The following is a 12385-nucleotide window of genomic DNA, read 5'->3' as shown; positions in this document are numbered from 1 at the left end:
CCCCTGCACAGCGGCGGCGAGCACAGGAGCGATCATCCGGCGCGTCAGGTGGGTGTGTGGGCGGTTTTGCTCGTCGCGGTTCCGTCCTCGTTCTCGGTCTCCGGCGCAGCAGGCTGTTGCGGAGCGGGCGGGGTGCGGATCAGCAACGCGGCCAGCACGGCCAGGGCCCCGATGACGGCACCGATGCCGAATCCCCACCGGATGCCCGTGGCGAGGGCGCCGGTGGTGTCGGCGCCCTCGGCTGCTGCCGTGGCGGCGTGTCCCGACATGACACTGATGACCAGCGCGGTACCGGCGGCCGCCGCGACCTGCTGGAGCGAGCCCAGGATGGCGGAGCCGTGGGGGTAGAGGTGCGGCGGCAGTACGGACAGACCGGAGGTGAAGACGGGGGTGAAGACGAACGCCATGCCCGCGCTCAGGGCCACGTGAAGGGCGAGCACCAGCCACGGCGAGGTCTGTTCGCCCGTGAGGGCGAACAGCGCGAGGCAAAGCGCTGTGAGTACGGCTCCGGGTACGACCAGGCGCGGTGCGCCGAGTCGGTCGTAGAGCTTGCCGACCTGCGGTCCGAGCAGGCCCATGGTCAGGCCGCCGGGGATGAGGAGCAGCCCGGTCTGCAGTGAGGTCAGGCCGCACACCTCCTGCAGGTAGATCGGCAGGAGGATGAACGCACCCATGAGGGCCATGAACGACAGGCACATAAGGCCCAGCGCGACGGAGAAATGACGGAACGTCAGTGCGCGCAGGTCCAGCAGCGGTGCGGACGAGCGCTGCAGTGCCAGTTGTCGCCATACGAACAGCCCTACGAGCACGGCACCGGCCAGGGTGACGGCCTCCGGGGGCAGGGGGGCCTGGCCCGCGTTCTCGGCACCGAGCCCGCTCAGGCCGTAGACCAGGGCTCCGAAGCCCGCTGCCGCCAGGGGGACGGACATCCAGTCGATGGGGACGGCCTGCGGCTCGCCGATGTCGACCAGGTTGCGCCGACCGAATACGGCCATGGCTCCGGCGATCGGGAGCACGGCCAGGAACAGCAGGCGCCATGACCCCAGCTGCAGCAGCACACCGGAGACGGCGGGGCCGAGCGCGGGTGCGACGGAGATGACGAGGGTGATGTTGCCCATGACACGGCCGCGGTCGTGCGGGGGCACGAGGGTCATCAGCGTCGTCATGAGCAGCGGCATCATGACGGCGGTGCCGCCGGCCTGGATGACGCGGGCGGCCAGCAGTACGGGGAAGGCGGGCGCGGCCGCGGCCAGAGCCGTGCCGGCGAGGAACAGCGCCATGGCGAGTCCGAAGGCGGTCCGGGTCGTCACGCGCTGGAGGAACCACCCCGTCACCGGGATGACGACGGCCATGGTGAGCATGAAGGCCGTGGACAGCCACCCCGCGGCGGCTGCGGTGACCTCGAAATCGCGCATGAGCCGCGGGATCGCGTTGACCATGATCGTCTCGTTGAGGAGGACGACGAACGTGGACAGCACGAGGATCCGCAGCACGGCGGTGACGCGGGCGGGCGAGAGGGTGGGCGTTGCGTGTGGTGCGGGCATGGTGCCTTCCGTCATGTGAGTGCCCTCCGTACGTGGCGGGTCACACGGACAGACCCCGGCGGCGGGAAGAACTCATCGGTCTTTCCCGATCCTCTCGGTGCCGCCGCCCGAGCTCAAACCATTTTGCCGACCAGGAACGGCCAGGACATGGCTGCTGCAGCAGGCCGGCGCCGAGCTCCAGCACCACTGGCGGCAAGCGCACCCTTCCTTCCCGAGGCCCCGGACCTGGGGCATTCGCCGCGCTGCCCCGGCGCGTAGGCCGTCGTCGAGCACGGCGACGACGAGGAGTTCGGCACCTGGTCCCCCGCGGGCGGGGAACCAGGCTCATCCGTCGTTCAGTCGCAGCAGTCGCAGCAGCACTTGCACGGATTGCAGCAGCCACCGCCACCGCCACAGCCGTCACCCGAGCCACCGCCGGAACCACCAGAGCCACCGGACCCATGACCGCCGCCCGAACCACCGGAGGAGCCACCCGAGTTGCCGCCGCCCTGGCCGCCGAACCAGCCGTCACTCCCGGAACCGTCTCTGCCGGAACCATCTCGGTTCGAGCCGCCGTTGCCGTTGCCGTTGCCGTTGCCGAACTGCAAGGGCTCTCCGTCGTCCTGGCCTGCGTCTTCGCCGCAGCGGCAGCATCTGGAGCACAACCTGCAATCGCCGCACAACCGGCCCCACCCGTGACACCGCCGGCACTGTCCTTCCGACGGCCGGCCCGACGCCATCGCCCCACCCACGGACGCCATCGCCCCAGCCGTCGGGGCCGCGCCCGCCGGCTCCCCTGTGCCGCAAGCCGTGGCCGTGCCGGTCCCCGAGGGCGCTTCCGTCTCCGCACGGCGTCCCAGCCAGGGCAGCATGCGCAGGCCCCGCACCTGGCGGCGGTGCTGATGGTGACGATGCCGGGGGTCGAAGACCCGGTCGACGGCACGCTCCAACTCGTCGCCCAGAAGCGCCCGCACCAGCCGCTCGTCGACGAAGACGGCGTCGGACAGGGCGAGTCGGATGCCGCGGACGGCGTCGTCGCAGAGCCGGCGCACCTCGGCGCGGTCCGCGCCGGTCACGGCGATCGGATTCCACGCGCCGGACGCCTCGTCCGCGTCCAGATCCTCCACCGCGTCCAGCAGATGCGCCAGCCGACCGAACAGGCGGCCGGCTTCAGCCAGCGGTTCGGCGTTGCCCGGGCGGTCCGTGAGCACCGCGGTGTACGAGAAGGCGGCTGCGGTCGCCGTCTCCGCAGGCTCCGTGACCGTCAGCAGCGAGCCACCGGGGCCCGTCGACCGCTCGACGTCCGGCTGGCGCTCGACCGCCGCGAGCAGCAGCGCGGTGTCGAAGCCGAGCCGTTCGCCGCCCGCGACGCCCGCACGGTCCCAGTTGTGGGCGATCCGGCGTGCCGCCAGCGCCATCGGACGGCGCCCCACCAGGCCGTCGCCGTCGGCCACATGGTCACGCATCTTCGCTGCGGCCAGCACCAGCGACACCGTCGCCGCCAGCCGCGCACCTTCACCCTGCGCCACGTCCGCCGACCGCATCCCGCGCAGCGGGCACGGACCGGCACCCCGCCGCCAGTCCCCGGTTCGCTCCGACTGCGCTTCGGTCAGCACCGAGACGATCAGGCCGTCGTAGTTGGTGGCCACCCTCGCGAACTGCCCGTACTCGCTGCGCAAAGTCAGGCACAGCCCGCACAGGTGCGCCATCCACTCGGTACGCAAGCCCTCGCCCAGGCGATGACGGCATGGCCTGATGATTCCGAACACCTAAGTTCTCCCCCGTAGGAACAGCTAGCCGGACGCATCCGGTCGAACGGCTCACGGACGCAAGCCTGTCGCATGAGCACGACCCGGCGTGACGTCAACCGCAGGTGACATCAACGCGCGGCCGACATCCTAAAGGGTCCCTTCCGAAGGGTGTCTGCGGAGTCGACGACCTACTGAAGCGTTCTCCGTCACCGGGGCCGGCGACGCTGACAGGCGAATGCGCCTCGCCGGGGTCACGGACCGCCCGCACTTACCACGCTCGGCGGGAGCTGCCGACGGCCGTGCCGGCGTGACACGATCTCGTCCGGAGAAGTGACCATGCGCCCGGCTGTACGAGGGCTTCCGGCGGAGAGTAATGAGGCTGCGATGAGTGAACCGACGAAGCCCGAGATCGAACTTCCGGGGGGTGACGCTCCCCAGGAGCTGACCATCCGGGACCTCGTGGTCGGGGACGGGCCCGAGGCGAAGCCGGGCAGGGTGGTCCGGGTGCACTACGTCGGGGTCACTTTCGAGTCCGGAAGGGAGTTCGACGCCTCCTGGGACCGGGACCGGCCGTTCAAGTTCGCCGTGGGCGGTGGCAGCGTCATCAAGGGCTGGGACCGGGGAATCAGGGGGATGAAGGTCGGCGGCCGACGCGAGATCATCATTCCCCCGCGCCTCGGCTACGGCAAGCAGTCCCCCTCGCCGTTGATCCCGGCGGGTTCCACGCTGGTTTTCGTGGTGGACCTGCTCTCAGTGGTGTGAGGAACGCTTCGCACGCTTGCTCCGGCCCGGCAGGCGAACGCCGTGAGACATCGCGGCGGCGGGTGGTGCGGAGCGCACGGTCTGCGGCAGGTTCCGGCCGGGGGGCCGGCTCCGCTCCCACCCGGGGTGCGGTGCCGCGTCTCCCACCCGGAGGGAAGGATCCGGGACTCGTTCAGGCGGGAGCGGGAACGGATGCCGGCCTGTCGGACACGGCGCCGGCGTACTTCCGCGGGGGCGGCATCCCGTTCTCCTGGCCGCCGCGGATCGCGGCGGCTGCGGCCGAGAGGCCGACGGGCCGGGAGGCGGACCAGTCGCTCGTCCTGCGCAGCCCCTGATCGATGTCCACCTCGGGCGACCAGCCGAGCATGTCCCGTGCCCGTGTGATGAGCGGGCGCCTGCGGGTCGGGTCGTCGACGGGGAGGGGGTGGTACTGGATCTCCGACAGCGAGCCGACCGTTTCGGATCACTCCGAAACGGCCCCTTGGTCCAGGCTCAGCCCCCGTCAGTCGGCGGCCCGGCGCCTGCCCCGTTGGCGGCGCGGGTACGGCCACAGGCGCGGCGAGCGTTTGGCGGCCACGTCCTCGACCCAGCCGAAGGTCAGCACCAGCAGGCCGACCAGCGGGATCGCCACCAGCAGCGTGAACCACTGGCTGGCCAGCAGCCACTGGAAGTTCTCGTAGAAGAAGGGAACGCTCCAGAGGGGGTCGATCAGCGGAATGGCGGCCACCAGGGCGACCTGGTGCCACAGATAGACGCTGACAGCGCGTGCGTTGAGCAGGGTGATCAGGCCGTTCCACCGTTCCAGCAACCTGGGCCAGCGATCCCAGGCCGGGCTCACGTGGAGCAGGATGGCAACGAAGCCCAAGGACCACAGTGCCTGGGCGATCGGCCAGGACTCGATGTCGGTCGGTACGGTCGGATCGACCGGCCGGGTCTGCAGGTACCAGAGGCCGGCCACCATGATCAGCGGCGCGATGGACGGCAGTACGTACTGCGGGATCTTCTTGAGCAGCCCTTCCTGGTGGGCCATGCCGAGGATCCAGCAGGAGCCGAACATGGTGAAGTCGTTGGCGGTCTCCCAGACCCGGCTGTAGACGGACTCCTGATCGGCGAAGAACGTGTTCATGACGATCACCAGCGCCAGGGGGGTGAACAGCGTCACGACCGGAAGTCGTCGCAGCGCCCAGAGCATCAGCGGTGAGAGCAGCACGTACCACAGGTAGGCCCGGAGGTACCAGAGCGGGACGGTGATCTGCGCCGCCCAGGTGTGTTCCACGCGGTGGAAACCGGGCAGGTCGTCCGCGAACGGCGGGGTGCTCAGCGGCAGGATCCAGAACGCCAGCTTGGTCCACCACCAGGTGGGGTGGCCGTCGGAGTCGGGGCCCCAGCCGTCGAGGATCTGGAGGGCGATCAGGACGCCGCCGAACAGCCACATCGGCGGCAGCAGCCGGCGCAGCCGGCCACGGATCACGCCGAGGGCGGGACGGCCGAGCGAGCGGGCCATCAGCGAGCCGGCCAGCGCGAACATCACTCCCATCGACGGAAAGACGAGGGGCAGCCAGAACCAGCTGAAGGTGTGGTAGAGCATCACGCGGCCCAACGCCAGCGCGCGCAGCAGGTCGAGATAGCGGTCGCGGCCGCCCTGGCGTGTGAGCGGTGCCTCCGGCTCCGGCTCCGGCTCCGGCACCGGCACCGGCACCGGCTCCTGCCGCAGAGCAGCGGGGATCCTCAACTTGACGGTGTCCCTGTTGCGCCCGAGGTCGGTGAATGCAGTCATGGTCAGACCTCCACCGGTACAGCGACCTCGCCGGTGCGCGCCAGCTTCTGCCAACGCAGTCGGCCACCGGTCATCGCCGTGATCGCGGACTGCAACAGGACGATGTACATCAGCTGCCGGTAGACCAGTTGCTGGATCGGCAGGCTGATCAGGTACCAGGGCTTCTCGCGGTCGAGCCGGAAGGCGTACCAGGAGAGTGCGCCCTGGAGCAGAATGAAGCCGCCCCAGCTGGCGAGGGTGATCGGGGCGTCCCCGAACAGCACGCCGTACAGCAGGAACAAGTCGACCAGCGGCGCGAGCAGCGGGGCGACCACGCCGAACAGCACGACGAGCGGCAGCCCGAGTCGGCCGAAGCGCCCGGCCGGGCCGCGGGAGGTCACCGCGCCGCGGTGCTTCCACATCGCCTGCATGCTGCCGTAGCTCCAGCGGTACCGCTGGGACCAGAGCTGCTGGAGACTGGCGGGAGCCTCGGTCCAGGCGCGGGCGTGCTCGGCGTAGACGATCCGCCAGCCGTCGCAGAGCACCGCGATGGTGATGTCGGTGTCCTCGGCAAGGGTGTCGTCGCTCATCCCGCCGACCCGCTTCAGTGCCTCCTTGCGGAAGGCGCCGACCGCGCCGGGAATGGTCTGGATGACGCCCAGCATGTCGTACATCCGGCGGTCCAGGTTGTGGCCGAGGACGTACTCGATGTGCTGCCAGGCGCCGATCAGGCTGTCGCGGTTGCCGACCTTGGCGTTGCCCGCCACCGCGCCGATCGCCGGATCGCCGAAGGGCTGGACCAGCTCGCGCACGGTCGACGGCTCGAAGACGGTGTCGCCGTCCATCATCACGATGACGTCGTGCGAGGCGGCCGCGATACCGGTGTTGAGCGCGCTGGACTTACCGCCGTTGACCTTGCGGATCAGCCGGACGAACGGCAGGCCCATCTCCTCGACGATGTCCGCGGTGCCGTCCGTGGAGCCGTCGTCGATGACGATCACCTCGATCGGGTAGTCACTGACGGCCAGGGAGTTGAGGGTGTTGGCTATGCACTCGCGCTCGTTGTAGGCCGGGACCAGTACGGTGACCCGCTCGGTGACGGGCGGTCCCCAGGCGTCCCGCCGCTTGGAGCGACGGGCGTGGATCGGTGCGAGGACGAGCATCAGCCCGAACCGGCCGAAGTTGAGGAAGCCGACGAGGGCCAGCAGCCAGACCAGCACCGGCAGGGTGTGCACGGCGACCTGGGTGGCCCAGATGTATCCCTTGCCCGCCCACAGCTGGTACCCGTGCACCGGCACGGTGGCGCTGGTGGCTCCGAGCGCGTCGGAGATGGTGGTGAAGCGGTAGCCCTGGGCCTGCAGTTTGTCGATGATCTGCTCGAGCGCGGCGATGGTCTGGGTGCGGTCGCCACCCGCGTCGTGCAGCAGGATCAGCGCGCCCGCACCGGGCTTGGACGGCATCGCAGCCTTGACGATCTCCTCGACCCCGGGACGCCTCCAGTCGTCGGTGTCGCGGTCGATGAACGCGGTGAGGTAGCCGCGCGCGCCCACGTACTTGATCACTGGATAGTTCCAGTCGTCCAGCGCCGAGGCGTCGGAGGAGTACGGCGGCCGGAACAGCGCGCTGTGGACGCCCGCGACGCCGGCCAGCGCCAGCTGCGTCTGCGCCAGCTCCCAGCTGATCCGGGCGTGGGACTGGTACACCAGATCGGGGTGGGTGAAGGTGTGCACGCCGAGTTCGTGGCCGCCCGCGACGATCTGCCGGATCAGCTCCGGGTTGCGTGTGGTCATGGCGCCGGTCACGAAGAAGTCCGCACGGACGTCACGGGCGGCGAGAACCTCCAGGATCTTCGGAGTCCACTCCGGCGAGGGGCCGTCGTCGAAGCTCAGAACCACGGTGCGGTCGGGGATGTGATAGCTCACGGGCTGCGCGTTCTTGGTGCCACGCGCGTCGATGACCGGACCGCCCTTGAGCAGGTTGTCCGGCACGGTGGTCTTGTCGACCGAGATCGCGATCCGGGAATCGTGGAACGCCTCGTTGGTGGCGAGGCCGCGCAGGACGAGGAGCGCGAGCAGGCACGCCAGCAAGGACAGCGGCATGAAGAAGCGCAGTGGCGGCGCGGCCAGTCGGCGCGGCCTCAGCAGGGACTGCCGGCGGCGCTGGTGGCGGGACAATGACGCTCCTGGAGATGGTGGTGCGGGGAGATCAGGGGTGCTTGGACGGGGGGCCCGAAGGCCTTGCCCCGCGCGGCACGGGAGTCGTGGGCTTCGACGTGGTCGTCGCCTTCGATGTGGTCGCCGTGGGCTTCGACGCGGTGGCCGAGGTCTTCGTCCGGGGTGTGGCGGAGCGCGAGGCCGTCCGAGGCGCGGACGACGCGGATGACGGGGTGGGCGACTGCGCCGCCACGGGTGAGGGCGACGGAGCGGGCGGCCGCGAGGGCCGCGCGGGTATGCCCATCGCCGGGGCGTCCGCCTGCACGCCGATCAGGCTGCCGCCCATGGCGACCGCCAGGATCGCGCCGACCACGGAGACCGGCCAGCCGAAGCCCCGCAACAGACGGCCGCGCAGCCCCGACTGGTCGACGAACACCGGTGCGGGAGCGAGCTCCTCACAGCTCAACTCGGACATGTCAGGCGGTGGAGGGTGCGCCGGTCCGCGTTCGATGGAAGTCATGACTGAGCGCACCTTGCGAGGCCTTTCATTGCAGGGTACGTAGACCGCGGGATCGCAGGGCGAACGCTAGTGCACCGGCCGGGGTCGACTTGGGCTCGATATGACCATTTGGCACGATCCGCTCAAGTGCTGTGATCGGATCGAAATGGAATTAGTGATACCGGTTAGTGGGCGGTGGCCGGTCACCCGAACCGTAGGATGACCCCCTCGTGTGATCAGCCGTGATCTTCACGCAAAGGGCGCGTCCAGGTACCGCCTCTACGCCCCAAGGAGCCCGTGTGAGCCAGCCTCGCCGCACCTCTCGTCGCCGCGTGTGGGCCGCGCTCACGCTGCCTGCCCTCCTGTGCGTACTCGCCGCGTGTTCCGGCGGCCCCGGTGACGATGCCGCCCCCGCCCCCAGTACCTCGCCGACCCCGGCCGGACCGCCGGGAACGCTGTTCGACGACTTCCACTACAGCGGCCCCGACGATCCTTCCCTCACCGCCCACGGCTGGGAGATCCGTGCCGGCGGTGGTGGCCCGGGCATCAAGGACACCTGGTCCACCGCCGGTGCCGGCTTCCCCTCCGACCCGACGGCCCAGGGGGGCAGGGTCCTGCAGCTGCAGGCCTCCACCGACGGCACCAAGCAGGGCACCAAGCAGGTCGAGGTACAGAGCACCGGTACCCCCCTCTTCAACGGGACCTTCGCCGCTCGGGTCCACCTCAGCGACAAGCCCACGAGCGGTGGCAACGGCGACCACGTCGTCCAGACCTTCTTCCCGATCTCCGCCTCGGACTCCTCGGCGAACTACAGCGAACTCGACTACGAGTACATGCCGAACGGCGGCTGGGGTTCGGTGGGGCCGCAGCTCGACACCACGAGCTGGCACAAGGCCGATCCGCCGGACCGGGTCACCCACGCGCTCAAGCAACACGTCGAGGGCTGGCACATCATGATGATCACCGCCCTGAACGGAAAGGTCACCTATTCCCTGGACGGCAAAGAGCTGTTCACCAGCTCCGGCAAGTACGTCCCACGCGAGAAGATGGACATCCACTTCAGCAATTGGTTCATCGACCTTCCCTTCACCCGTGGTTCCCGCACATGGGACATGAAGGTCAACTGGTTCTACTACAAGGACGGTGAGGCCGTCTCCCACGCGGATGTCCAGAAAACGGTGGACGGCTTCTACAGTGCCGGCACGAATTACATCAACACCGTGCCGAAGTCCTGACCCGGTCCGAGTCACGTCGTTCGTCCACCTGCTGGAATCCCGAGCGCGACGAGCTGCCCCCGTCCACCTTCCCGCAGCAGCCCAGCTGAGCAGCCGGATGAGGGCAGCACGGACACCACCGTCCGATGCCACGTGCCGTGAGGGAGTCTCCTATCAGCACAGGAGGAAGGGCCGTGCTCGGCCCCGCGCCCCGGCCGTCGCCACCCGCTCCGGCAGATAGGGCCCTGCGTTCCGCGCCGCCACAGCAATCACGGTCATCCCGGCCTCACACGATGATCGCCCGGACAATCCCGGTCCGCGTGTCGTCCGGCCGTTCATGAATGCCGAGGGCCGGGTCCCACCGACCGCCGCCTAGGATCCGTTCATGATTGCTACGCCGGCGAGGGCGAACGCGAGGCCGAAATGACCGACATCCTCTTCACCGGCACGGCCGTCCTGCTGCTGTGCTTCGCCGCCTACCGGGTACGAGGGCGCGGTGGCCACCGCCGTACGGGCACGTGGGCGGTGGCGGCGCTGCCGACCTCGTTCGTCCTCGCCTTCGTCTCCTGCGCCCCCGCCGTGGAGCGCGCGGTCGCATCGCCGGCCCCGCCCGCCGCCGGCACCCGCACGGGCGAACTCCCGGCGGAGACCGCGTGGCTGCTGCTCGTGGCGGACGCGTACGCGCGGCGCCCGGCACCCGCGAACGCGGGCGCGGGAGCGGCCTCATGACCGCCCCGCGGCAGGACCCCCTGCGCGACCCCCGCTACTTCAACGACCCCTACCCCACCTACGACCGGCTGCGTGAAGGCTGCCCGGTGCAACGCGTACCCACCGGCTCCGGCGGCCACCACGCGTACCTGATCACCGGCCACCCCGAGGCCCGCGAGGCGTTCACCGACCCCCGTCTGTCCAAGGACACGGCCCGCTTCTTCGCCGACCGCCCCTCGAACCGCGACCTGCACCCGGCGATCTCCCGCAACATGCTGGCGAGCGACCCACCCGCGCACACGCGCCACCGGCGGGTGGCGACGCCCCTGTTCACGACCCGACGCGTCCGGGAACTGCGCCCGTACATCACCCGGGTCGTCGACGGCCTCATGGCCGCGTGGCGGCCGGGCACGGAGGTCGACCTGGTGGCGGACCTGACGGTACCCCTGCCGGTCACCGTCGTCTGCGAGCTGCTGGAAGTGCCGGAATCCGACCGCGCCGCGCTCGCCGGCTGGTCCCACGACCTCTTCGACGCGACCGACACCGACCGCGTCGACGCCGCGTCGCACCGGATCGGCGACCACCTCACCCACCTCGTCGACACGGCCCGCGCCACCCCCGGCGACGGCCCGCTCCACTCCCTCCTGCGCGACTGCGACCAGGAGGGCCTCGACCGGGACGAGACCGTCTCCCTTGCCGCCCTCCTCCTGGTCGCCGGACACGAGACCACCACCCACTTCATCGGCAACGCCGTCCTGGCCCTGCTCCGGCACCCGGCGGCCTTCGACCGCCTGCGCCGGGACCCCGACCTGATCCCCGGCGCCCTGGACGAACTGCTCCGTTTCGACTCCCCGGTGAGCGTGGCCACCTTCCGTCACAGCACGGAGGACCTGCGCGTCGGCGGGGTCGACATCCCGGCGGGGTTCCCGGTGCTCATCGCCCCCGGAGCCGCAAACCGCGACCCGGCGGAGTTCCCCGACCCGCACCGCCTTGACCTCGACCGGGACTCCGGCGGCCACCTCGCCTTCGGCCACGGCATCCACCGCTGCCCGGGTGCGCCCCTGGCCCGCGCCGAGGCGGAGATCGCGCTGCACGCCCTGGTGACCCGCTTCCCGGACACCCGTCCGGCCGTTCCCGCGGACTCCCTGGCCTGGCGCCGCAGCCGCCTCACCCGCGGCCTGACCACCCTCCCCCTGACCCTCTGACGTGCCGTGACAACCACCCGTCGTGCGGAGGTGGTTCGAGTCATCCGTTCGCTTCGGATGTCACCCGATGGGCTGACCGGGGCCCTTCTCGTGCATAACGCATCGATGCGGTTCTAACCTGAGCACGCAGCGTGTTCCCCGCGCTGCGGCCCCTCCCGGCTTGCCCCGAATGCAGGATTCGGGAGAGGGCCCGGCCGCGCCGCGTCAGCTCTCCCCGTGCGGCTGCGGCCGGCCCACCGGCCCGGTCGGCCGGTCCCGGCCCCTCATCCCGAGATGCCGAGCGGCGGATTTGGGACTAGCGTCACTAAGAGAGAACCGCAACTGCGGGGAACACTCAGCCCGCAGTAACGCGCCCGAGCACCATGCTCGAGGCAGCGCGCGTCGGCCCGGAGGTCCGCAGCCCCAACAGGCGGCGTTGACAGGGGACTCGCGGGCTCGCAGCCATGCGGTCAACCACGCCCCCGCGCTCCATTTTCTTTGCGCGGGAGGGCGTTCTTCAACGACAAGAAGGGTTCGAAATCATGCAAGCACTGAGAGTGAAGCGGCTCTTCGCGGTGTCCGCCATCGGTGTTCTGATGGCAGGTGGCGCCGCCCTCGGAGCCGCAGGTACGGCCTCCGCAGCGGCCCCCACGCATTCGGCCACCTACGTCAGCGGCGGCGGCTGGGGCGACGGCGACCGCGGGTACGGCGGCCACCACGGGTACGGCAAGCACCACGGGTACGGCGGCCACGGCCACGGGCACGGCGGCCACGGGCACGGCTACGGCGGCCACGGTAACCACTGGGGCGGAGGCCACGACGACGGCGATTGCTG

At 70.4% G+C, this 12385-nt stretch carries 11 protein-coding genes; 6 read left to right on the top strand and 5 right to left on the bottom strand.

The window, feature by feature from the left end; translation table 11 throughout:
* Positions 1-44: 44 nt before the first annotated feature.
* Both ACWGIU_RS14545 and ACWGIU_RS14540 read right to left on the bottom strand, forming a co-directional pair.
* The gene (locus tag ACWGIU_RS14545; RefSeq protein ID WP_453705716.1) at positions 45-1559 is read right to left on the bottom strand and encodes a DHA2 family efflux MFS transporter permease subunit; all 1515 of its coding nucleotides are present in this window, start codon (positions 1557-1559) and stop codon (positions 45-47) included.
* A 320-nt stretch (positions 1560-1879) separates the two neighbouring features.
* Positions 1880-3292, bottom strand: coding sequence for a DUF5685 family protein (locus tag ACWGIU_RS14540; RefSeq protein ID WP_453705714.1), 1413 nt, complete (start codon positions 3290-3292; stop codon positions 1880-1882).
* Positions 3293-3658: 366 nt separating this feature from the next.
* Between ACWGIU_RS14540 and ACWGIU_RS14535 the strand changes: the two genes are divergently transcribed.
* Positions 3659-4036, top strand: coding sequence for an FKBP-type peptidyl-prolyl cis-trans isomerase (locus tag ACWGIU_RS14535; RefSeq protein WP_453705712.1), 378 nt, complete (start codon positions 3659-3661; stop codon positions 4034-4036).
* 172 nt (positions 4037-4208) lie between these two features.
* Here the strand turns inward: ACWGIU_RS14535 and ACWGIU_RS14530 are convergent, their stop codons facing one another.
* The 3 genes from ACWGIU_RS14530 to ACWGIU_RS14520 all read right to left on the bottom strand — a co-directional run bounded on the left by ACWGIU_RS14530 (position 4209) and on the right by ACWGIU_RS14520 (position 7903).
* The gene (locus ACWGIU_RS14530; protein WP_453705711.1) at positions 4209-4403 is read right to left on the bottom strand and encodes a hypothetical protein; all 195 of its coding nucleotides are present in this window, start codon (positions 4401-4403) and stop codon (positions 4209-4211) included.
* A 135-nt stretch (positions 4404-4538) separates the two neighbouring features.
* Positions 4539-5813 (bottom strand): acyltransferase family protein, encoded by a 1275-nt coding sequence (locus tag ACWGIU_RS14525; protein WP_453705709.1) that lies wholly within the window; start codon positions 5811-5813, stop codon positions 4539-4541.
* A gap of 2 nt (positions 5814-5815) precedes the next feature.
* Entirely contained in the window at positions 5816-7903 is a 2088-nt protein-coding gene (locus tag ACWGIU_RS14520; RefSeq protein ID WP_453705718.1) for a bifunctional polysaccharide deacetylase/glycosyltransferase family 2 protein, read from the bottom strand.
* A 62-nt stretch (positions 7904-7965) separates the two neighbouring features.
* Between ACWGIU_RS14520 and ACWGIU_RS14515 the strand changes: the two genes are divergently transcribed.
* The 5 genes from ACWGIU_RS14515 to ACWGIU_RS14495 all read left to right on the top strand — a co-directional run.
* Positions 7966-8508, top strand: coding sequence for a hypothetical protein (locus tag ACWGIU_RS14515; RefSeq protein WP_453705707.1), 543 nt, complete (start codon positions 7966-7968; stop codon positions 8506-8508).
* Positions 8509-8743: 235 nt separating this feature from the next.
* Entirely contained in the window at positions 8744-9679 is a 936-nt protein-coding gene (locus tag ACWGIU_RS14510; RefSeq protein WP_453705705.1) for a glycoside hydrolase family 16 protein, read from the top strand.
* A 402-nt stretch (positions 9680-10081) separates the two neighbouring features.
* Positions 10082-10387 (top strand): hypothetical protein, encoded by a 306-nt coding sequence (locus ACWGIU_RS14505; protein ID WP_453705703.1) that lies wholly within the window; start codon positions 10082-10084, stop codon positions 10385-10387.
* Positions 10384-11571: a cytochrome P450 family protein gene (locus ACWGIU_RS14500; protein ID WP_453705701.1), complete on the top strand. Its 1188-nt coding sequence runs from the start codon at positions 10384-10386 to the stop codon at positions 11569-11571. The genes ACWGIU_RS14505 and ACWGIU_RS14500 overlap by 4 nt, the downstream gene beginning before the upstream one ends.
* 521 nt (positions 11572-12092) lie before the next feature.
* On the top strand, positions 12093-12385 hold a 293-nt coding region (locus ACWGIU_RS14495), incomplete at its 3' end, for a hypothetical protein (protein WP_453705699.1).

This window comes from Streptomyces sp. NPDC054840 (genome assembly GCF_053611065.1).
Note: the sequence above shows the minus strand (reverse complement) of the source record. Positions and strands in the feature narration are given on the sequence as shown.